This is a genomic window from Clostridium tunisiense TJ, from assembly GCF_000300195.1.
In the GTDB taxonomy this organism is placed as follows: domain Bacteria; phylum Bacillota; class Clostridia; order Clostridiales; family Clostridiaceae; genus Clostridium_J; species Clostridium_J tunisiense.
In genome coordinates this window covers 55,767-77,772 of sequence record NZ_AMQH01000015.1, presented here as the reverse complement: position 1 = coordinate 77,772, position 22,006 = coordinate 55,767, and the positions used below count along the sequence as shown (strand labels likewise).

Genomic DNA, 22,006 nt, shown 5'->3' with positions numbered 1-22,006 from the left:
AAAAATGAGGAGATGTTAATTTGGAAAGAGTAGTTGGAACTGTAGTTAGAGGCCTTCGTTGCCCAATTATCAATGAAGGGGATAATATTTGTGAAATAGTTGTAGACAGCGTTTTAAACGCCTCTAGTATAGAAGGATTCTCTATTGGTGATAAAGATATTGTTGCCGTAACTGAATCTGTTGTAGCACGTGCTCAAGGAAATTATGCAACTATTAACCATATTGCTAAAGATATAGAAGATAAATTTCAAGGGGATACCCTAGGGGTAATATTCCCAATTTTAAGTCGTAATCGTTTTGCTATTTGCCTTCGTGGTATTGCAAAAGGAGCTAAAAAGAAAATCGTTTTGATGCTTAGCTATCCTTCTGATGAGGTTGGTAATCATTTAGTTGATGTAGATTTATTAGATGAGAAGGGCATTAACCCTTGGACAGATGTGTTAACTGAAGAACAATTCTATGACTATTTTGGTAAGATAGAGCATACCTTCACAGGAGTTAATTATATAGAATATTATAAGTCTTTAGTTGAAGAATATGGTATCCAATGTGAAGTTATCTTCTCAAATAATCCAAAAACTATTCTAAACTATACTAAAGATGTGCTGACTTGTGATATTCATACTAGATTTAGAACTAAAAGGATTTTAAAGGCTAATGGTGGTAACAAAGTATATAGTCTTGATGAGATTTTATCAACTTCAATTGATGGTAGTGGTTGTAATGAAGCTTATGGCCTTTTAGGTTCAAATAAGTCAACCGAAAACACTGTTAAGCTTTTCCCTAGAAATTGTCAACCTATAGTTGATAACATACAAGCTAAAATTAAAGAAACTACTGGTAAAACTGTGGAAGTTATGATTTACGGTGATGGTGCCTTTAAAGATCCAGTAGGTAAAATTTGGGAACTAGCTGATCCAGTGGTATCACCAGCCTATACTTCTGGTCTTGAGGGTACCCCTAATGAAGTTAAATTAAAATACCTTGCTGACAACAACTTTGCTGATTTAAGAGGAGACGAACTTAAAAAAGCTATTTCTGAATATATAAAAAATAAAGATTCTAACCTAGTAGGTTCTATGGTATCTCAAGGAACCACTCCAAGAAGACTTACGGATCTCATTGGCTCTCTAGCTGACTTGACTTCTGGAAGTGGCGATAAAGGGACTCCAATTATATACATTCAAGGTTATTTTGATAACTATACAAAATAAACCAATAACTTATGCATTTTCATAATTATTTTCTATATAAAAGAGTTATATCAAGTGGTAAAACACTTATATAACTCTTTTTTACCTCTTTAATATAGTTTTAAGATATTATCTTAACCTCTAAAATCTTACCCATGGCATAGTTTTCTAATAAATTTATACCATAATCTATGTACTGACTTAGTTCCTTATCCCCATGAAAAGATATAATGTTCAGAACTATGTGTGTAGTTTCTGAAGTTATCATAGCTCTAGTGGAATCTGACGTTGTACTCCCAAAATGTCCTTGTTTATCACTAAACACTGGAAGATTTTCAAGGTTTATTATCCCTCTTCCTATCCCCTCATAAGTTTCTCCTTCTTTTCCTATTGTAAAAACTATAGGGCACTCTACCTTATCTAAATCATAAGTGCCTACTGAATAACCGCTTCTTAGGGATATAAGATTATTAATATCTACCACATTGTTAACCCTATATAAACCATTCCCTTTTACAATTCTCTTAATTAAAGACTCTGAAGACAACCTGTATCTGCTTGGATCTTTTCCTAATACCTTATATGCTCTTCGTGAACTGTCTATATTCTCAATCTTTAACACATCTTCTGGCTTATAATTACTTTCAATTTCCCTACACTTTGCTTCTATAACATCCCACAATTCCTTGCTTCCACTTTCCACCTTAACATAGGCTTCAATACATCCTATGGCAATGTGTGGACATTTTTTCTTTAGTATCTCTTCAATTGTAATATCTATCATTAAAATTCCTCCTTACTCCTCATAGGATTGAGAAAACTGCTTTGAGTACATATTATAATAAACACCTTTTTTCTCTATAAGTTCCTCATGGCTACCCTTTTCCACTATTTGACCATTATCAATAACCATAATTACATTAGCATCTCGAATAGTGCTTAATCTATGGGCAATGATAAAACTTGTTCTTCCCTTCATTAACTTAAGCATAGCTTCTTGTATGTTAAGTTCAGTACGAGTATCAACACTACTGGTAGCTTCATCTAAAATTAATATAGAAGGATTTGATAAAATTGCTCTTGCAATGGCTAAAAGTTGCTTTTGTCCCTGACTTAAATTGCTTCCACTTTCAGCTAGTACTGTGTCGTATCCCTTAGGTAATCGCCTGATAAAAACATCTGCATTAGCCATAGTTGCAGCTTCTTCAACTTCTCTGTCACTAGCTTCAAGCCTTCCATACCTTATGTTTTCTCTTATAGTTCCTGAAAAAAGATAAGTGTCTTGAAGCACAATTCCAAAGGCTTTTCGGAGGCTATCTCTAGTATATTCTCTAATATCTACCCCATCAATTAATATTCTTCCCTGGGTTACATCATAAAACCTTGCAAGTAAATTTACAATGGTAGTTTTTCCTGCTCCCGTTGGTCCCACTAGTGCAATATTACTTCCTTCCCTTGCGTGAAAGCTTACATCCTTAAGTATTAACTTATCCTCTATATATCCAAAGTTAACATTTTCAAATACCACATCACCTTGAGGTTTATCTAACTCCCTTGCCCCTGGTAGATCTTCTGGCTCTTCCTTCTCATCTAATATTTCAAATACTCTTTCCGCCCCTGCAATTGCAGATTGAAGAGTGTTAAAAATATTAGCTAAGTCATTTAAAGGTCTAGAAAACTGCCTTGAGTAGCTTAAAAAGCTAGCTATTACTCCTATAGTAATCATGTCCTTAATAGCTAAAAACCCACCAACTCCTGCAACTACTGTAAAGCCTATATTATTAATTACATTCATGAGAGGCATGATGTAGCCAGATAATATTTGTGCTTTTGTTCCAACTTCACAAAGCCTATTATTGATTTCATTAAACTCTTCAATAGCCTTTTCCTCATGATTAAAAGCCTTAACCACTAGAATTCCTGATATGGTTTCTTCAATGTGTCCATTGAGCTTTCCAAGTTCCACCTGTTGGTTCTTAAATAACACCTTAGTTTTCTTAGCTACCGTTCTTGTAAGTAAAAATACTAATGGTATAGTGATCAAGCTAGCTAAGGTAAGGAAGGGACTTAAATACATCATCATTATAAAAGCTCCTAATAAAACTATAGTTCCCGACATTAGTTGAATAGTTGATTGCGAAATTGTGGTACTTACATTTTCAATATCATTAGAAAGTCTACTCATGATTTCTCCATGGGTATGGAGATCAAAAAAGGAAACAGATAGCTTTTGAAGCTTTTCAAAAAGCGTATTTCTTAACTTCTTCACTATTCTCTGAGCTACCCCAGCCATAAGCCAGCCTTGAAAAAAGTTAATTCCCCCATCAATTATATAGGTTATTATTAAAATACCCACAACTATACTAAGCATATGAAAATCTACACCCTTACTATAAGACATAGCATCTATAGCTCGACCTAATAAATAGGGTACAGACAATCCAATTGCTGAACTAAACAGTATAAAAACAAATATTATAAATAACAGTTTTTGTTCTTCACCGAAATATTGCCAAAGCCTTAAGAGAGTACCTTTAAAATTCTTAGGCTTAGCCACAGGTCCCATTGGTCTTCTTCCTCCAAAACCTCCCCCTCTGTTTAATGGACTAGGAACAATAACTTCACCTTCCTTATGCTTCTTTTCCATTATTTATTGCCTCCTTCCCAATTTGAGAGCGGAATATATCTTTATAGACTTCACTAGTTTTCATAAGCTCCTCGTGTTTTCCAAGACCTGCTACTTCGCCATTTTCTAAAACTAATATTCTGTCCGTATTCATAACTGATGTAATACGTTGAGCAATTATAATGGAAGTTAAGTTGCTGGAATACTGTTTTAAGGCTTCTCTAATCTTTTCTTCAGTAGTCACATCTACAGCACTTGTACAATCATCAAGTATTAGTATCTCTGGTTTTTTAATTAAAGCTCTAGCAATGGAAATACGCTGTTTTTGCCCCCCTGATAAGTTAACCCCACCTTGTCCTAAAATAGTGTCATACCCCTTCGGCTGAGTGCTGATAAAGTCATGAGCTTGAGCAACCTGAGCTACTTGAACTACTTCTTCTAAGGTAGCCTTTTCCTTTCCCCATTTTATGTTGTCCCTAATGGTTCCTGAGAAAAGAACAATTTTTTGAGGTACCAGTGCAATACTCTCTCTTAAGGTTTTAATATCCATTGTTTTTATATCTACATTATTTACTTTTATACTTCCAGAACTTATATTATAAAAGCCATTAATTAAATTCACTAGGGTGGTTTTTCCTGAACCAGTAGAACCGATAATTCCAAGAGTTTCCCCTGGAAGGCAAGAAAAGCTTATATTCTTAAGTACGGGCTCTCCCGAAGTTCCAGCATAGGAAAAACTCACATTATGAAAGTCTATTCTTCCTTTAACTAAAGAGTCTTCCATTGTAGTATCTTTGGAATTAAACTGTTCCTTTAAAACTGCCTGCTTTTTATTAAGCCCATTTGTTACCATGGGTTTTGCAGTTGCACCACCATTATCTATAGGAGAATTCCCCTCAGAAAAAACCTCATCAATTCTCTCTGCTGAAGCCTTTGCTCTAACAAACATGTTAAATACATGGGAGATCATCATCAAAGAAAACAATATTTGAGTCATATAATTAGTGAAAGCAATTATCTCTCCCACCTGCATATTTCCCCTATCTACTCTAATTCCACCAATCCAAAGAGTTGCAACTATACCTAAGTTTACTGTTAGGGTTATTCCTGGAGAAAATATTGCCATAACACGCATCCCTCTAGTTGAAATATCCGTTAATTCTTCATTTGTCTTCTTAAATCTCTTAGTTTCATAATTAAACCTATTAAAGGCTTTAACTACTCTAACCCCTGATAAATACTCTCTCATTACACTATTTACATTATCCAAAGCCTTTTGAATCTTTCTAAAAAAAGGATATCCAATTTTCATATTCATAGCTATGAGTAAAACTATTACTGGGATTACAATTAAAAAAATTACAGACATATAGGCATTTAATCTTACTGCCATTATAAGACTTCCTATACAGAGAAGGGGTGCCTTTACAAATATCCTCATGAGTCCATTCACAAAATTTTGTACTAGGGTTATATCATTAGTAAGTCTTGTAACTAAGGAGGCTCCATCATATTTATCTATTTTTTCAAAGGAAAGACTTTGAACCTTACTAAACAGGTCACTTCTTAGCTCTGTGCCAAACTTTTGCGATACAATACTTGCTATAATATTACGGCTCACTGCTCCTAAAGCGCCCATAGCAGTAACTCCAAGCATTAGAAAACTCATTTTTACCACAAAATCCAAATCTCTATTTTTCACTCCTATGTCCACTATTTTGGACATGATAGTGGGCTGTAATAGGTCACAAGTGGCCTCAATAGTTAAGCAAGCCACTGCAAGACAAAAAGGTTTCCAGTATTTTTTAATGTACTTTTTAAGAAATTTCAATATTATCATCCCCATAAATATATTTAAAAGTATTAGCGTTCTTCAACTTATAATTTAAGAGATTTGCCTAATACTAACCAACCAACTCATTGATACTGAACATATTCGACAATTAGTTCTTGTATCCTTCAATGAAATAAGCAGGTGCTTTGATAAATTGTCATTTATCTTAAAACACCTGCTTCATATAACCTTATTTTTCTCTTAAATTATTGATCATATATTTTATCTCATCAATTATTGCCTGTGGGTTATCATCTTGAATCATATGTCCAGAGCCTTTCACTGTAATTTGCTTACTATTATCTGACAAAGTAGCAATGTCTCTTTGAAGTTGTGCCCACCCTACTAATATGGTGCCAGGCACATTTAAATCCGTATTTTCAGCTGAAAGCACAGTGATTGGTATATTTCTCAGTCCATCACTTCTTCTTGCTTTTCTAACTTCAGCAGCACTGTTTAATAAATCATCAAAGGTTCCCTCAGGATTTACAAATTCACCTCTAGTATTTTCATATTCTTTAGGTGCTAATAACTTGTATAAGCTAAACATCTCTTCATGAGCAGCATCCACAAATATTATTCCTGCAACTTCCTCGGGATAGCTATCTGCAAATAATCTTGCATTAAACCCACCAATAGAGTGTGCAACTATAATGTAAGGCCCTTTTACTTTAGTTTTTTGAAGCAACTCATGAAGTTCTCTTACTTGATTTGAGCTAGTTCTTTCTAAAGTGCTTTTATCACTTTCACCAAGTCCTGCCCTATCATAGGAGAAAGTTCTCGTAATCTTTGAAATCTCTGGCTGTACATTTGTCCAAACGCCAATTCCTCCACCCAGTCCTGACTCAAAAATCACAGTAGGAGTTCCCTTGCCTTCAACTTTCACATTAAGTCCATAGCCCCCAATATCTACTTTTCCATTTACTGGCGCTAAGGTTTGTAGCTTTTCATTATACTTAATTATGAAGAAAACACTTGCTATAATTAATAGAGTAACTCCACTAATTATTAACTTGGTTGTTTTTCTCATTACAATTTATCCCTAACTAAAGGCATGCTCATACATCTTGGACCTCCACGCCCTCTTGATAATTCATAAGAATCAAATTCTAACACCTCTATTTTGCTTCTTCTCAAGGCTTCATTTGTTATATAATTTCGATTATAACAAACTACCTTTCCTGGAGATATAGCAAGTGTGTTACTTCCATCATTCCACTGTTCTCTACTAGCAGCAATAGGATCCCCATCACCACATCTTATTAACTCTATTGCCGGCAATCCTAAATGCTCCTTTAATACGGTAGACAAATCTTCATGTTCATATCTAATATTAAGTAAATTATCCTTGCCCTTAGTAATGCTATACACATCAAGAGGTGCCTCTATGCCTGGAAATATAGTAAACTTATCATAATCTACCATAGTAAATACTGTATCTAAATGCATATAAGCTCTTGTTTTAGGAATATCAAAAGCTAGAACCGTATCAAAGGAATCCTCTGAATATAAAAGCTTGTGGGCTAATCTCTCAACTGCCATTGGGTCAGTTCTATCACTAATTCCAATAGCTACCACCTTACTTGACAACACTAAAATGTCTCCGCCTTCAATTGGGTGAGTTTTATCTCTATTATACCATCTAGGCACATTTTTAAATCTAGGATGATAATTAAAGATATACTTTGCAAATATAGTTTCTCTATTTCTAGTTTCATTAGCCATAACATTCAAAGAAATTCCACTTCCTATTGAAGCAAAAGGATCTCTTTGAAAGTACATATTAGGAATTGGATCAAGATAAAAAGGATAAGGTTTTTTCACCATATCACCCAAAGCCTTAGGTTTAATGTGCTTAAGCTCTTCCTTTTTAATACCTGCAATACACTTTACTATAAGTTCCTTTGAGGATAGTGGACTTAAAACTTCCATTATGGCCTCCTGAAGCCCTTGAGTTACAACCTTTCCTTCCTCCACGAATTCTTTCAAAAACTCTTCTCTAACTTTAGTATCCTGTAAAACCTCCGACATTAAATCCGTAAGATAAAGTACCTCTACCCCTTCATTCCTTAAGATTTCTGCAAATTGATTATGCTCCCTTTGTGCCTGATGCAAAAATACAATTTCATCAAACAAAAGCCTTCTAAGGTAATCTGGAACTATGTTTTCAACTTCCTCTCCTGGACAATGAAGAAGAACAGTTTTAAGCTTTCCAATTTCACTATAAACAGAAATGCTGCTATCAAAACCCATATTCTTCATCCTTTCTTTATAGATTCTAATCAATAGTTTTCTCTATAAAATTTTCATTATTCTTTTTGAAGTTTTTATTTTAAAGTTTAACCCCTAAACTTTAGAAAGCTTAGGGGTTAATAATTAATTTAATCTTCAAGTAAAATTATGCTAAGAATTTATGCGCTTTTATAAAATACCAGCTATAGGGAACCAGAGTTAAAACTTAACTTATACATGAGTCCTACCCTGGTTCCCTTAAGGGGTTATGAAGATGAATAAGTTAAAATTATATCATGGAACCCTATATTCTACCCACTATTTGTAATTCCTTATATTTTTGTATTTATTACTCATAAGCTCTATTGAAAAAACTTTATCCTATTTAAACATACTTAGTTCTCTATATTAAAGAATTTATATTTCCTTATTATTTATTTCCTGAGAAATTTTTCTAACAAATTCTTCTAATAGTAGATTCCCTTCATCTCCTCCCTTTCTACTTCTAAGAGCTATACTTTGTGAAGCTTCTTCCTTTTCACCTACTACAATGATATAGGGAACTCTCTCATTTCTAGCTTCTCTTATTTTAAACCCTATTTTTTCAGCTCTTAAATCCATCTCAACTCTTATATTATTATCTTCTAATCTATTTTTTACAGCATCTGCATAATTATTATATTGCTCTGCTATGGGAAGTATCTTAACTTGAACTGGTGATAACCAAGTTGGAAACTTACCAGCAAAATGCTCTATTAAAATTCCTATAAATCTTTCAATGCTTCCAAAGATTACTCTATGAATAACAATTGGTCTATGCTTTTCTCCATCACTACCAATATAATTTAAGTCAAATCTTTGAGGAAGCTGAAAATCTAGTTGTATTGTTCCGCATTGCCATGTTCTTCCCAAGCTATCTTCCAGATGAAAATCAATTTTAGGTCCATAGAAGGCTCCATCACCCTCATTTATTTTAAATTCCATATTCATTTCTTCTAGAGCCCCTTGAAGTGAGCTTTCAGCTAACTGCCACTCTTCATCTGTTCCCATAGAATTTTCTGGTCTTGTAGAAAGTTCTACCTTATATTTAAAACCAAACCTTTTATAAACTTCATTAATAAGCTTAACTACTCCTTTTATTTCATCCTTAATTTGCTCTGGTAACATAAATATATGAGCATCATCCTGAGTAAAGGCTCTAACTCTCATTAGTCCATGAAGCGCTCCTGACAGTTCATGTCTATGAACTCTTCCAAGCTCACCAGCTCTAATTGGTAAATCTCTATAAGAATGAACTTCGGATTTATATACCAGCATTCCACCAGGGCAGTTCATTGGTTTTATTGCATATTCCTGTTCATCAATGTTTACAGTGTACATGTTTTCCTTATAGTGATGCCAGTGTCCTGATGTTTCCCAAAGCTCCCTATTTAAAATCATAGGAGTTTCAATTTCTACATAACCATATTTCTTGTGAAGTTCTCGCCAGTATTCAATCAGCTTATTTTTTAAAACTACACCCTTAGGTAAAAAGAATGGAAATCCTGGCCCTTCTTCCATTATAGTAAATAACTTTAGCTCTTTTCCAAGCTTTCTGTGATCCCTTTTTTTAGCCTCTTCAAGGATATTTAAATATTCCTCTAACTCACTTTTCTTGGAAAAAGCTGTACCGTATATCCTTTGGAGCATTTTATTTTTCTCACTACCCCTCCAGTAAGCTCCTGCCACTGACAATAATTTAAAAGCCTTTACCTTTGAAGTTGATACCACGTGAGGACCTGCACAAAGATCAATAAATTCTCCTTGCTTAAAGAAAGATAACTCCTCATCCTCAGGTAAATCATTAATAAGTTCTTTCTTATAAGGTTCTTCCATTTCGTCCATTAAATCTAGAGCCTCAGCTCTCGACATAACTGACCTTTCCAGCTTTAAATCTTCCTTAATAATTTTTCTCATTTCTTCTTCTATCTTCTCTAAGGCTTCCATTGTAAAAGCCTCTTCTACATCAAAATCATAATAAAATCCATTGTCTATAGAAGGTCCGATAGCTAGTTTAGCCTTTGGATATAACCTCTTTACAGCTTGGGCAAGAATATGAGCCGCTGTATGTCTTAGTGCCCCTCTTCCTTCTTCTTCATTAGAATTAACTATACTTCCATCCTTTAAAATAACCTTTAACATACTATTACCTCCTCTATAATTATTACATTTCTTTAATTTCCTTTAATTTTCTTCGATTTCACTACTTATTCTTTAAATAATGAACAAGTTCATTTTGTTTAACAACTTTAGAAGCAGATTTTGACTACCACCAAAGCAATTTCTCTAGGCAGAGCAATTGCTACTTAAAGAAGATGGCAGACTTGAAGCTTCCAAAATGTTGTTAAATTTTACTTTTTACAATGTAAAGATCCCTCAAAAAAATAAAACTCCTCCCTAAAATAAGGGACGAGTATTTTCGCGGTTCCACCCAAATTACAGAAGCTTAAATTATTTTCCTTCTGTCACTCAAAGCCATTAACGCTGGCACACGGAATTGTCTACTTTAGTTCAACAATCAACTCAGAGGTGGTTTTCAACAATACTTACCTAAGAAACCTTTCAGCCGGTGAGTTTCTCTCTCTTAAAGCAGTAAATTATTTACTCTTCCTCTTCATAGCTTTCAATTATAACTTTTTATTAACTAAACCTTTCAATTGCAAAGGCCCAAAGGTAAAACTTAAAGCATTCCATAAACTAAGCGGTTACCTATGAACTATAGTCCATAAATGAACTAAATCATATCTAGGACTACTATAGAACTTTTATCATGATAAATTTCTTACTTATTGATAATATAAATTTATATAAAATAAAAAACCCGTACCCAAATAAGGGACGAGTTTAATCGCGATTCCACCCAAATTACAAAAGTACAATTTAAACCTACTTTTGTCACTTAAAACCATTAACGCTGGTATGCGGATTTACCTACTTAATTTCAGTAATCAACTCAGAGGTGGTTTTCAATAATACTTGCCTAAGAAACCTTACAGCCGGTGAGTTTCTCTCTCTTAAAGCAGTTAACTATTTACTCTTCCTCTTCATAGCTTTTAATTTAAAGTAATTTTAATCCAACTTATATTTCTTGTCAATATATTTTTTTAAATATTCGGAATGTTTATAGATTTTTTCATTAATTTATTATCTTAAAAAGCATATATATCCAAAATTCTTTTTATTTATTTTATGATAAAACTCCAACAATGTGCTAATATTTCAATGCTCTGTATTATATATTTCAAATTTTATTGAAAAGCTATTAGCATATATAGTAAAATAGTTCAATGACTCTGTTGATTCACCTTAAATATAAAATAAACAAGATCAAAACCCAATATATCTTTAAGTATGTAACCTCTTGATATTAATCCTAAGATATTTACAATAAGTTGATCTTGTCAGACTGTAAAAGCTATTTTATATAAAGCTTATTGTTTTAAGTTTCAGAGTTAATAAAGTCAGATTGGAGTGATTAGTTCAATATGAAAACAAATTGGAAGAGAAACGTAATACTTTTTTTGCTTAGCCAAACTATTTCTCTCTTTGGCTCTTCCTTAGTTCAGTATGCAATTTTATGGTATATTACCCTTAACACTAAGTCTGGAGCAATGATGACAATATCTATAATCTGTGGCTTTCTTCCTACTTTTTTTCTCTCTCCCTTTGCTGGAGTGTGGGCAGATCGTTATAATAGAAAGAATTTAATTATGTTATCAGACTCCTTTATTGCCCTAAGTACACTTTTGCTTGCCATATTATTCTTAATGGGCTATGAATCTATGGGTTTACTTTTTGTTATGTCTGCCTTGAGATCCGTAGGTACAGGAATTCAAACCCCAGCTATTGGAGCATTTCTTCCTCAAATAGTTCCTGAAGATAAACTTACAAAGGTGAATGGCATTAACAGTAGTATCCAATCCATAGTGATGCTGATTTCACCAATGATTAGTGGCGCCCTTCTTTCTATGGCCTCCATAGAATCTATCTTTTTTATTGATGTGATTACAGCTGCAGTAGCAGTTTTGGTACTATTATTCTTTCTCAAAATACCAGCTCATAGTAAAGCTCAAGGTCCACAAGAGGTTAGTTATTTTAAAGATTTACAGGCTGGTATCCACTACATTAAGGGACATACTTATGTTAAAAAGTTCTTTATATTTTGTGCCTTTTTCTTTTTCTTAGTAGCTCCAGTAGCTTTTTTAAGCCCCCTTCAAGTTACAAGAACCTTTGGAGAAGATGTGTGGAGATTAACAGCTGTGGAGATTACCTTTTCTATTGGAATGATGGTAGGTGGAATTATCATGGCTTCTTGGGGAGGCTTTAAAAACAAAATTCATACAATGGCCTTATCTAGTTTCATTACTGGTATGTGCACCTTTTTACTGGGCATTGTACCTAACTTCTGGTTTTACTTATTTATCATGATAGTAGTAGGTATTACTATCCCCTTCTTTAACACACCATCTACGGTTTTACTGCAAGAGAAGGTTGAGCCTGATTTTTTAGGAAGGGTATTCGGTGTTTTAGGTATGATTTCTAGTTCAATGATGCCACTTGGAATGTTGGTTTTTGGTCCAATGTCTGATGTTATTAAAATTGAATGGATTCTTATTGGAACTGGTCTATTAATGTTCTTTCAAAGTTTCTTCTTAATTGGTAGTAAGGATTTACTTATAGCAGGTTTGTCAAAGGATAATACTGATAAAGGGTAAATTTTCCTATGAATTTATAAATATAAAAGGATGACTGATAACTATTTTTGCAGGCATCCTTTATATTTATAATTCAAATTTATATAACTTCTATTAATTTTAAATAGCTTACATTCTAATCTAAGTACTGAACAAACTCATTATACTCATTGACTTCGAAAGAAGCTTTAACTCCCACCTAAAAAAATGGGAAAATTACTTTTTCACAGCATAATTAAATTCCTAATTCTTTTTTCAAAGAGGAATATAGTTCATTGTAATCTTCACCTTCTGTGTAAGTTGTAGGAATTTCAAAATGATTAATTTTTATATTCTCTTTTTCAAGAACTTCAAGTATCTCCTCCATGAATATTCCTCTCTCCTTTGTAATACTACAGGTTGGACTTTCATTTATACCAAGGATGCCAAGAAGATTATATCCACTTTTTAAGTATATTTTTATATCCTCTAAAACAGGTTTAAATAAGTTTCTACAAAGCTCCCTATACTCCTTGCTATCATATTCTTCTTTACTCATTGGCTTTCTCTCTGGTCCTAAAAACTTAAACTCCGGACATGGAAGTTGTAGTATGCCAATGCCCTCTTCTATTAATCCTTTCACTATAGGAAATGCCCCCTTTGCTCTAGCTAGTGGTGGCACTACGGAATTTTGGTTCAATAAACAATGACTTACTAATACTAAATTTTTACCTCGATTCATCTATTTCACATCCTAATCAATTTTATAGTTCATTCTCCCCATGTTAAAAAACAGCAAAAGCTCTAAACATCCCAAAATACTATATATTATTATTTTGTTATATTCTTTTACTTATATATTCCTATATTTTTTATTTATATATTGCTGATCTCTTCCTAAGTCTATTAACTAACTATCAGAAAAAATAATTCTTTTCATATATCAGCATTTTATCACATTTAGTCATAAATTCTTGTAATATTAGGTTTTCTTATAAAGCATCAAGTATCTATTCAAATTAAGTATTGGATTTATAAAGCCTTCATGAATATAATTTACATGGGTTTGTAAATAATTTAATTTTTGGAGGAAAAAAATGAGAGATAAAAAATTGTCCTTAATGATTTTTTGTGCAATAGCAATAGCACTAAACATTGTTCTTGGAATTGTAACTAGCAGTTTAAAGCTTCCCTTATACCTTGATACTATAGGTACTATATTTGTGGCAGTTTATTTTGGTCCTTGGTATGGTGCTACTGTAGGTGCTTTAACAAACATATTAACTGGGATTATATTTAATCCAAAGGATATTCCCTTTTTACTAGTTAATGTGGCTGTAGGTCTAATTGTTGGATTTGTAGCTAAGAAATTCAAATGGAGTTTGCTTTCATCCATTATTACTGGAGTAATTCTAAGTGTAGTCTGCCCTCTTATTGGCACGCCTATAGGAATTTGGATGTATGGAGGACTAACTGGTACAGGCTCAGACTTTTTGTTTATGTGGCTACAAAAGGTTGGTAACACTGTATTTGTTTCATCTTTTATCCCTAAAATACTAAATAATCTTTTAGATAAAATAGGTTCTTGCGTGATTGTATGGGCTTTAATTAAATCCCTACCTCATGAATTTACTAAAGATAAAGTATTCAATAACAATATGTAAATGTTCATCATTTGTTGAATTAAATTATGCTTTACATGTTTCCAATAGTAATTTTAAATTAAAAAGAGCTGTAGATAATTAATATTTTCATTTCTACAGCTCTTTGTTTTAAAAACTTTAAGGATTTCAGCTATTAAATTGTTAACATATCAGCCTATACTGAGTTAAATAGTAGCTTCTTCTATTATTTCTCTTATTCTATTTATCACGTTGATTTGATTTTCTCCATGGTTATCCTTACTAACTTCAAGGCTTTTTAAAATGTAAGCCTTATTAAAATTACATCCTTTTAATAGGGTTTCTATGTAAGCAAACTCTTTGGTTAATAAGGAATCAGTGTATATTTTACATTTTTCTATTCTTCCATCTTCAGCCTTAATATTAAGTTGTATTTTTCCTTCTTTAAAGTTTTTCTCTAGTGACACTTGGAAGTTAGGACAATCTCCATATATCCATAGCTCACTGGAATAGCTCTTAATTAACTCTTCTATATGGCTTAATTTTTCATCTAAACTTTCAATCTTATCAATGTGTCCATAGTTAAATTCAAAGGACTTAATTAATGCCTTTGTAAGACTTTCAATAGTTAGATTTTCTTTGCAATCCTTTAAATTCATTACTCTGCTTTTAACAGAATCTATTCCCTTTGACTCTAGTTTTTCTATAGATGGAGTTAATATTTTAGGTAATATGTCCATGTCTACATTAAATAATAAAGTTCCATGATGATAGTATCTATCTTCATCTCTATAAAAGGCATTTCCAGATATTTTTTTATCTTGTACTAAAATATCATTTCTACCTGAAAACCTTGCCTTAATACCTAGGTCTTCTAAGGCATTTATTATCACTGATAACTGTTTATTTAAGTCTTCATTAGTTTCTCTCATTAAAAAGGTAAAGTTTAAGTTTCCTAAATCGTGATAAACTGCTCCCCCACCGGATAGTCTTCTTGCTAGTATTCCTTTATTATTAGCTAAAACTTCTAAATTACATTCTTTCCAAGGGTTTTGATTTCTACCAATTACCACTGTATTTTTATTTCTCCAAAGATACAGAATTATCTCCTGATCTTCTACCTTATTGAAAAGAAACTCCTCTAAGGCTAAGTTAAAGTAAGGGTTGAAGCTTTCAGAAAGAATTACCCTTCTTTTAGTTATCAAAATGAATTGCACCACCTTCTAAAGATAGAGCTGCTTCATGAATTGCTTCTGAGGTTGTTGGGTGGGCAAAAATTGTTTCTTTAATTTGCTCTTGTGAAAGATTATTTTTAATAGCTAAAGTTAATGTACCGATTAAATCTGATGCATGTGGTCCTACTATTGAAGCTCCAATCAATTTATTGCTATTAGTATCTTTGATTATCTTCACAAAGCCTCTTTCTTCTCCATAAGTTAGAGCCTTACCATTAGCCATAAAAGGGAATTTACCAATTTTTACTGCTATTCCCTGTTCAAGAGCTGTTTTTTCAGTTATTCCAACAGTAGCTACCTCAGGCGTAGTGTAAACTACACTAGGAACTGCTGAATAATCCATTTCCTTTTTCTCTCCAAGAATATTATCTACAGCTACCATAGCTCCATGAGATGCCACATGAGCAAGTCCGATTTTATTATTAACATCCCCAATTGCATAAATATTTTCTATGTTTGTTCTTAAGCTTTCATCAGCCTTAATTCCTCTTCCATTAGAATTTAGCTCTAATCCTATTTTCTCTACATTTAATCCTTCTAAATTTGGTTCTCTTCCTATAGCAACTAATGCTTTATCACAAGTAATAAATTTGTCTTCACCATTGCTCTCAAAGCATACAATTGCTTTTCCATCTTCACTATTCTTAATTGAAGTAACTTTAGATGAGGTAAAAAACTTTATTCCTTTTTCTTCCCCTATGGCTTTAACTTCTTCAATTACATCTTCATCCATGGTGCAAAGAATCTTTGGCATATACTCAACAACCATAACCTCTACCCCAAAGTTAGCATAGATAAAGGCAAATTCCATACCAATAACACCGCCACCTATAATCACCATTTTTTCAGGAAGTTCCTTCATACTTAATGCTTCAGTGCTATTCAATACTTTATCTCCACTAAAACCTTCTATATTTAAATTTGCAATTTTTGAACCTGTTGCAATTATTATATTCTTAGTATTTATAGTAACTTCTTCTCTTTTTCCTTTTACAAAAACCTTATTCTTATCTAATATCTCACCTAATCCTGTGATTTTCTCTACTGAATTCTTCTCTAAAAGAAAATCTATACCTGAAGTTAACTTATTAACTATTTTATCTTTTCTTTTTATAACTTTATCCATATTAACTTCTGCATTTGATATGCTTATCCCAAAGTCTTCACCATGTTTTATATCATCAAATACTTCAGAAGATCGAACTAATGCTTTTGTTGGTATGCATCCCACATTTAAGCAAGTTCCTCCTACGCTTTCTTTTTCAATAATTACTGTTTTTAAACCTTTTTTAGCAGCATAAATTGCAGCTACATACCCTCCTGGTCCTGCTCCGATTACTGTCAAATCACAGCTTACTTCTCTTTTAACTGGTTTTAACATTGAATTAAAGTAGTCAAAAGCCTTTGGTTTTTCCATTGTCTCTGGAGATCCTTCAATAGTTCCGAATACATCTCCAACATTTACTGTAGCTCCTTCTTCAACCTTTAATTCCTTTAACACCCCTGAGGAACTTGCTTTTATTGGAGCATTTCCTTTGTCTCCCTCAACTTGAAAAATTATATCTCCAATAGCTAACTTATCTCCAACTTTAACATTTATTTTTCCAACTTTTCCTGTCTTACTATGACCAGCTAATTTTTCTATTTTTAATTCAATCATTTTTATCCCTGCCTTATATTCATAAATAAAATTACTTTGAAATGAATTTTGAAAAATATTTATATATATTTAAGCTTTGTTAAAATTTTATAAAATCACAAGTATACAAAGCTTTTTGATTTTCAAAAAAGTTAAATATACCTGCACAATATAATCGCACAGGTATTTGTTTAAAAGTTATTGAAAGTCCTTTTCGAACTCATCAATTGATTCTTTTAAAAGAGTTACTGAATATGCCATTGATGGGCCTCCACCAAATGCCACTGCAACCATAGCTGCTTCCATTATTTCTGCTCTAGTAGCTCCTGCTTCTAATGCCTTGTACACATGGAATACTATGCAATATTCACAACGACTGAAAGCACCGATAGCAACGCTTATTAATTCTTTTGTCTTAACATCTAAAGCTGCTGGTGCATAAGTTGCCCCTAAAAGTCCCATGAAAGCTTCTACATTAGCTCCATTAGTAGTTCCTACTTCTTGTAATCCTCCCATAAAGGCATTTAGCATTTCTCTTGGATTGTTACTCATAATATATCTCTCCATTCACCTTAATTTACTTGCAACACTAATAGTTGCTATGGCAAGTATCTATATAGATAATACCACTAATTTGTGGTATTGACAATAATTTATCATATAGTTTTTTTAAATGATTACCTATAGATATATATGATTTTACTATAGATAACTATTTTTGCTCTTCCATTAAATTAATTACAATCTTATTTAACACGTCTTTACAGATTTCCAAATCATTCTCGCTAATATCTTTTATTGCTTCATTAGAGAAATTTTCACCAATTGGAAGTAAAGCTTCCCTTTTTTCTTTCCCTTCTTCAGTTAAATATAGTTTAGATATTCTTCTATCCTTTACATCTTTTATTCTCTGTACTGTGTTTTCTTTTTCTAATCTATCAATAAGCCTTGCAACTGTAGATTCCTTTAAATCCATTTCTTCTGATAGCTCCTTTTGAGTTATGCCTTCATTTCTTCCTATGTAATAAAGAGCTATCCACTGAACCCTTGTAATATTATAAACTGCTAATCTATTGTTAAAAGCATCAACTATATGCTTTGTTCCTCTACTTGTTATAATTCCAATACAATCATCTAAATAAAACATGTATGCTCTCACCTCATTATATATTATAAGCTAAAAAGAGCTACTCTTCCACCATCAACAGGCTATGGTAGCTCTTTAAAATTAAGTTAATATAAAAAATTTCTCGTAAACTCAAATATGACTTCTAGTATTTTTTAGCATTTATTTTATGGTAAGTCAAGGTTAACCTTTAACTTATACGCTATACCTATCTTGGTTTTTTTAACGCTATTGAAGATGAGTAAAATAATTTTCATCTTTAATGCTATAAATTTTGGTGCTCTAGTTTTACACTGTAAAATAAAGCAAATTTACTCTTCTGCCCTGGTAGCTTTCTCATCACTAATCATATTCCCCTTCTTCTTATCCCTCTTCAAAAGAATATAGCTATTAACCACTACAAAAGCTATTCCTATTGCTCCCAAGGACTTAAAGGCAGTATTTAAAGAGTATTTATCTCCTAGAACTCCTATGAGTGGAAATAATGTAATCATGAAAAAGCTAAATACCATACTAGCAAAGGAAAGAATAGTAGCTCTGTTCTCACTAGGAATCATTTTATTTATATAATCGCTAATAGAAACATAAATTATTCCTTCAGTGATCATTAGTAACACGAAGAAAACATAGTGAAATTCACTAAGAGTTATTCCCCAGATGCACCCTACAGTTAGTAGTGGAGTTATCAAAAGTATTCCTTGCTCTTTAATCTTTTTCTCTATAGCATGAACCTGGGTTGAAACTAAGGCTGAGCCTAAAGAACTTACTGCATAAATGATACCTATTATAGCCTCACTATACCCGTCACCCTTAAGGTAGTTTTGAAGATAGTAAAATATACAGGTGCAGAAAGCCATAAGAATTTGAGTAAATATAATTAAAAATCCTATCTTAGGTTTACTTAAAATAATCTTCAAACTAGTTTTTAGCTGATTAATAAATATATTTTCGTCACCATGAACTGACTTTACCCTACCTACATTTGGCTCTTTAAAAGTAAAGGATTGAGCTATAGTTATTATAGCAATTACTATAGTTAGAAGAAAGGCAATATTATAGCTCTTAGTTGCTAAATATCCTCCCAGAAAAAAGGAAACAACTCCCGCTACTTGAAAGAATAATTCTTTTCTACCAGATACTTTCATATAGGTTTCTTCTTCTCCAATTTCCTTTAGGGAGTCATAAATTAAGGCATCTCCAGCACCTGATTCTAAATTGTAGGATAGGGCTGTAAAGATAAAGGATATGGAAAACCAAAGAAAACTGTTAGCAAGTAGTAAGATTATCACACTAATCAAGGACATAATCCTGCCTACTATTCTACTGGTCTTCCTTCCAAAGATATCTGCAACTGCACCAGTTGGAACTTCCATAGTAAAAGATGTAATATGAAATATGGTTTCTAATAAGCCAAGTTGAGTTAGGCTCATTCCTTTGCTTGCTAGATAAATCATCCATATTCCTCGAGTTAAATCTATATTTTGTAACAAAGTATAGATATAATTTTTATAAACATTTTTTCTAAGTTGTAATTTTTCATTCATAATAAAATCCCCTTTCAAATTTGTGTAAAGATTCTTTGTGCCCACCCTACCTGATGCGCTCCAAAATTTCATATAACTCAAAATTTTTACCTATGAAAAACATGATAAGTTTTTCTCAATAATCTTAAGTTATATAATAAAATTCATTTGTTGAAATCCTTACAGTTTGTAAAAGGGTATAAAAATACCCCTAAGTAGAATACTTAGAGGCTCACTTCTGCCATAATATATGTAAAATTAATATTCAATCATCACTTTTTATATTAATTTTTATCACATAATTATATTTATAAGAGAGCAAATTCTACACTATCAGGCTTACAACATATCTATTTTTGGACGCACCTATCCCGTAGTGCCCAAAAATTGCTGTAATAGCATGTGCTGTAGCTAAATACTCTAACATGCTAGACCTGATAATAACAGACATCTTACTCCCTCCATTTCTAAAAAATAATAGTGTACATGCGAATTTATCCACATATACACTATTATATCATAATTCTAAAAATTTGAAAGACTTTTTTCTTTACTAAAATTCCTTCAATAAATTCGCCATTTCAATTGCCGTAACTGCAGCATCGTAACCTTTGTTTCCAGCTTTAGTACCAGCTCTCTCTATTGCTTGCTCAATGCTATCTGTAGTTAACACTCCAAAGATTACTGGGACTTCTGTTTCAAGAGAAACACTGGCTACACCCTTTGTAACTTCACTTGATACATAATCAAAATGTGGTGTTGCACCTCTTATTACTGCTCCAAGACAAATTACTGCATCATACTTTTGAGATTTAGCCATTTTTTTTGCAACTAGGGGAATTTCGAAAGCTCCAGGCACCCAGGATACCTCAATAGCATTTTCCTCTACTCCATGACGCACTAATCCATCTATGGCTCCTGACAGAAGTTTTCCTCCAATAAATTCATTAAACCTTCCAACTATAATACCTATTTTTAACCCTTGTGCTACTAATTTTCCCTGATAAATCTTCATTTTTATTCCTCCTTATAATTTATTGTTCTATGCTATTATTAAACTCCAACATATGTCCAAGTTTTTCCTTTTTGGTCTTTAAGTAATATTCATTTCTCTCATTGTGATTCATTTGAATAGGTTTTCTTTCAACTATTTCTATACCATAACCAGTAAGTCCCGCCATTTTCTTGGGATTATTAGTCATAAGCTTTACCTTCTTAACTCCTAAATCAACTAAGATTTGAGCTCCTATACCATAATCTCTAAGGTCTGCTGCAAAACCTAAGGCTAAGTTAGCTTCCACTGTATCCATTCCTTGATCTTGAAGAGCATAAGCTTTTATTTTATTAATTAAGCCTATACCTCTTCCCTCTTGCCTCATGTAAAGAATTATTCCTCTTCCCTCTTTTTCAACCTCCTTCATTGCTGCTGCAAGTTGTTGCCCACAGTCACATCTTAATGACCCAAAGGCATCTCCAGTAAGGCATTCAGAATGTACTCTCATTAGAACAGGTTCTCCATTTCCTACATCACCTTTTACTAAAGCCACATGATGTTCCCCCGTTAAGGTACTTTCGTAGCCAATCATCTTAAATTCACCATACTTTGTAGGAAGCTTACATTCTGCCATTCTTTTTATGTACACCTCAGTTTGTCTTCTGTAGGCAATTAAATCTGCTATAGTTATAAATTTAAGATCATGTTTTTTCACATATTCCATAAGTTCTGGAGTCCTTGCCATGGTACCATCTTCACTCATTATTTCACATATAACTCCCGCTGGATAAAGTCCCGCTAGTTTCGCAAGGTCTACTGCTGCTTCCGTGTGACCTGCACGTTTTAAAACTCCACCCTCCTTAGCTTCTAAGGGGAATATATGTCCTGGTCTTTTAAAATCTTTAGGTAAAGTATCCTTGTCCAAAACCTTCTTTATTGTAGCGGCTCTTTCAAAAGCTGATATCCCTGTAGTAGTCTCAACTGCATCGATAGAAACAGTAAAGGCTGTGTGATGGGAATCTGTATTTTCACTTACCATTGGATAAATATCTAATTCTTTAAGTCTTTCACCCACCACTGGCATACAAATTAATCCTCTTCCATAGGTAGCCATAAAATTAATTGCTTCTGGCGTGACCTTCTCTGCTGCCATAAGAAGATCTCCTTCATTTTCCCTATCCTCATCATCAATTACTACCACCATTTTTCCAGCCTTAATATCCTCAATTGCTTCTTCAATAGTATTAAATTTACTCATTTTTCATTCCTC

Annotated in this window: 17 protein-coding genes and 2 other annotated features; of the genes, 3 read left to right on the top strand and 14 right to left on the bottom strand. The window is 32.8% G+C overall.

Annotated elements, in window-relative coordinates; all coding sequences use genetic code 11:
* The first annotated feature begins 20 nt into the window (after positions 1-20).
* Positions 21-1,214 (top strand): coenzyme F420-0:L-glutamate ligase, encoded by a 1,194-nt coding sequence (locus C661_RS0115955; RefSeq protein WP_017416348.1) that lies wholly within the window; start codon positions 21-23, stop codon positions 1,212-1,214.
* A gap of 100 nt (positions 1,215-1,314) precedes the next feature.
* Here the strand turns inward: C661_RS0115955 and C661_RS0115950 are convergent, their stop codons facing one another.
* The 6 genes from C661_RS0115950 to thrS form a co-directional block, all read right to left on the bottom strand.
* Complete coding sequence (locus C661_RS0115950; RefSeq protein WP_017416347.1) at positions 1,315-1,977, bottom strand: B3/B4 domain-containing protein; 663 nt, start codon at positions 1,975-1,977, stop codon at positions 1,315-1,317.
* Between the two features lie 12 nt (positions 1,978-1,989).
* On the bottom strand, positions 1,990-3,840 hold the full coding sequence (locus tag C661_RS0115945) for an ABC transporter ATP-binding protein (protein WP_017416346.1): 1,851 nt from the start codon (positions 3,838-3,840) through the stop codon (positions 1,990-1,992).
* A complete protein-coding gene (locus tag C661_RS0115940) occupies positions 3,824-5,659 on the bottom strand; it encodes an ABC transporter ATP-binding protein (RefSeq protein ID WP_242826011.1) in 1,836 nt (611 codons plus the stop codon). The genes C661_RS0115945 and C661_RS0115940 overlap by 17 nt, the downstream gene beginning before the upstream one ends.
* Positions 5,660-5,843: 184 nt before the next feature.
* Entirely contained in the window at positions 5,844-6,683 is an 840-nt protein-coding gene (locus tag C661_RS0115935; RefSeq protein ID WP_017416344.1) for an alpha/beta fold hydrolase, read from the bottom strand.
* Positions 6,683-7,906: an arginine deiminase gene (gene arcA, locus C661_RS0115930; RefSeq protein ID WP_017416343.1), complete on the bottom strand. Its 1,224-nt coding sequence runs from the start codon at positions 7,904-7,906 to the stop codon at positions 6,683-6,685. The genes C661_RS0115935 and arcA overlap by 1 nt, the downstream gene beginning before the upstream one ends.
* A 396-nt stretch (positions 7,907-8,302) precedes the next feature.
* Entirely contained in the window at positions 8,303-10,066 is a 1,764-nt protein-coding gene (gene thrS / locus C661_RS0115925) for a threonine--tRNA ligase (RefSeq protein WP_017416342.1), read from the bottom strand.
* A gap of 260 nt (positions 10,067-10,326) precedes the next feature.
* Positions 10,327-10,551: a binding site (T-box leader), on the bottom strand.
* Positions 10,552-10,755: 204 nt separating this feature from the next.
* Positions 10,756-10,981: a binding site (T-box leader), on the bottom strand.
* 428 nt (positions 10,982-11,409) lie between these two features.
* On the opposite strand from thrS, the gene C661_RS0115920 reads away from it, so the two are divergent.
* Entirely contained in the window at positions 11,410-12,639 is a 1,230-nt protein-coding gene (locus C661_RS0115920; protein ID WP_017416341.1) for an MFS transporter, read from the top strand.
* A gap of 214 nt (positions 12,640-12,853) precedes the next feature.
* On the opposite strand, the gene C661_RS0115915 is transcribed toward C661_RS0115920, so the two are convergent.
* On the bottom strand, positions 12,854-13,339 hold the full coding sequence (locus tag C661_RS0115915) for a CD3072 family TudS-related putative desulfidase (protein ID WP_017416340.1): 486 nt from the start codon (positions 13,337-13,339) through the stop codon (positions 12,854-12,856).
* Between the two features lie 355 nt (positions 13,340-13,694).
* Between C661_RS0115915 and C661_RS0115910 the strand changes: the two genes are divergently transcribed.
* Positions 13,695-14,261 (top strand): CD3073 family putative ECF transporter S component, encoded by a 567-nt coding sequence (locus C661_RS0115910; RefSeq protein ID WP_017416339.1) that lies wholly within the window; start codon positions 13,695-13,697, stop codon positions 14,259-14,261.
* 164 nt (positions 14,262-14,425) lie between these two features.
* Here the strand turns inward: C661_RS0115910 and lplA are convergent, their stop codons facing one another.
* The 7 genes from lplA to C661_RS0115870 all read right to left on the bottom strand — a co-directional run bounded on the left by lplA (position 14,426) and on the right by C661_RS0115870 (position 21,994).
* A complete protein-coding gene (gene lplA / locus C661_RS0115905) occupies positions 14,426-15,424 on the bottom strand; it encodes a lipoate--protein ligase (RefSeq protein ID WP_017416338.1) in 999 nt (332 codons plus the stop codon).
* Positions 15,414-17,114 (bottom strand): dihydrolipoyl dehydrogenase, encoded by a 1,701-nt coding sequence (lpdA, locus tag C661_RS0115900; protein ID WP_017416337.1) that lies wholly within the window; start codon positions 17,112-17,114, stop codon positions 15,414-15,416. Before lpdA ends, lplA begins: the two co-directional genes overlap by 11 nt.
* Positions 17,115-17,291: 177 nt before the next feature.
* Positions 17,292-17,645, bottom strand: coding sequence for a carboxymuconolactone decarboxylase family protein (locus tag C661_RS0115895; protein WP_017416336.1), 354 nt, complete (start codon positions 17,643-17,645; stop codon positions 17,292-17,294).
* Between the two features lie 160 nt (positions 17,646-17,805).
* Positions 17,806-18,240: a MarR family winged helix-turn-helix transcriptional regulator gene (locus tag C661_RS0115890; RefSeq protein ID WP_017416335.1), complete on the bottom strand. Its 435-nt coding sequence runs from the start codon at positions 18,238-18,240 to the stop codon at positions 17,806-17,808.
* A gap of 290 nt (positions 18,241-18,530) precedes the next feature.
* On the bottom strand, positions 18,531-19,763 hold the full coding sequence (locus C661_RS0115885; RefSeq protein WP_017416334.1) for an MFS transporter: 1,233 nt from the start codon (positions 19,761-19,763) through the stop codon (positions 18,531-18,533).
* 532 nt (positions 19,764-20,295) lie between these two features.
* Positions 20,296-20,757: a 6,7-dimethyl-8-ribityllumazine synthase gene (ribH, locus tag C661_RS0115875; RefSeq protein ID WP_017416332.1), complete on the bottom strand. Its 462-nt coding sequence runs from the start codon at positions 20,755-20,757 to the stop codon at positions 20,296-20,298.
* 19 nt (positions 20,758-20,776) lie between these two features.
* Positions 20,777-21,994: a bifunctional 3,4-dihydroxy-2-butanone-4-phosphate synthase/GTP cyclohydrolase II gene (locus C661_RS0115870; RefSeq protein WP_017416331.1), complete on the bottom strand. Its 1,218-nt coding sequence runs from the start codon at positions 21,992-21,994 to the stop codon at positions 20,777-20,779.
* Between the last annotated feature and the right edge of the window lie 12 nt (positions 21,995-22,006).

Coding starts and splice junctions, on each gene's coding strand:
- C661_RS0115950 (WP_017416347.1), bottom strand. CDS start 1,977: ATGATAGATATTACAATTGAAGAGATACTAAAGAAAAAATGTCCACAC.
- C661_RS0115945 (WP_017416346.1), bottom strand. CDS start 3,840: ATGGAAAAGAAGCATAAGGAAGGTGAAGTTATTGTTCCTAGTCCATTA.
- C661_RS0115940 (WP_242826011.1), bottom strand. CDS start 5,659: ATGATAATATTGAAATTTCTTAAAAAGTACATTAAAAAATACTGGAAA.
- C661_RS0115935 (WP_017416344.1), bottom strand. CDS start 6,683: ATGAGAAAAACAACCAAGTTAATAATTAGTGGAGTTACTCTATTAATT.
- arcA (WP_017416343.1), bottom strand. CDS start 7,906: ATGGGTTTTGATAGCAGCATTTCTGTTTATAGTGAAATTGGAAAGCTT.
- thrS (WP_017416342.1), bottom strand. CDS start 10,066: ATGTTAAAGGTTATTTTAAAGGATGGAAGTATAGTTAATTCTAATGAA.
- C661_RS0115920 (WP_017416341.1), top strand. CDS start 11,410: ATGAAAACAAATTGGAAGAGAAACGTAATACTTTTTTTGCTTAGCCAA.
- C661_RS0115915 (WP_017416340.1), bottom strand. CDS start 13,339: ATGAATCGAGGTAAAAATTTAGTATTAGTAAGTCATTGTTTATTGAAC.
- C661_RS0115910 (WP_017416339.1), top strand. CDS start 13,695: ATGAGAGATAAAAAATTGTCCTTAATGATTTTTTGTGCAATAGCAATA.
- lpdA (WP_017416337.1), bottom strand. CDS start 17,114: ATGATTGAATTAAAAATAGAAAAATTAGCTGGTCATAGTAAGACAGGA.
- C661_RS0115895 (WP_017416336.1), bottom strand. CDS start 17,645: ATGAGTAACAATCCAAGAGAAATGCTAAATGCCTTTATGGGAGGATTA.
- C661_RS0115890 (WP_017416335.1), bottom strand. CDS start 18,240: ATGTTTTATTTAGATGATTGTATTGGAATTATAACAAGTAGAGGAACA.
- C661_RS0115885 (WP_017416334.1), bottom strand. CDS start 19,763: ATGAATGAAAAATTACAACTTAGAAAAAATGTTTATAAAAATTATATC.
- ribH (WP_017416332.1), bottom strand. CDS start 20,757: ATGAAGATTTATCAGGGAAAATTAGTAGCACAAGGGTTAAAAATAGGT.
- C661_RS0115870 (WP_017416331.1), bottom strand. CDS start 21,994: ATGAGTAAATTTAATACTATTGAAGAAGCAATTGAGGATATTAAGGCT.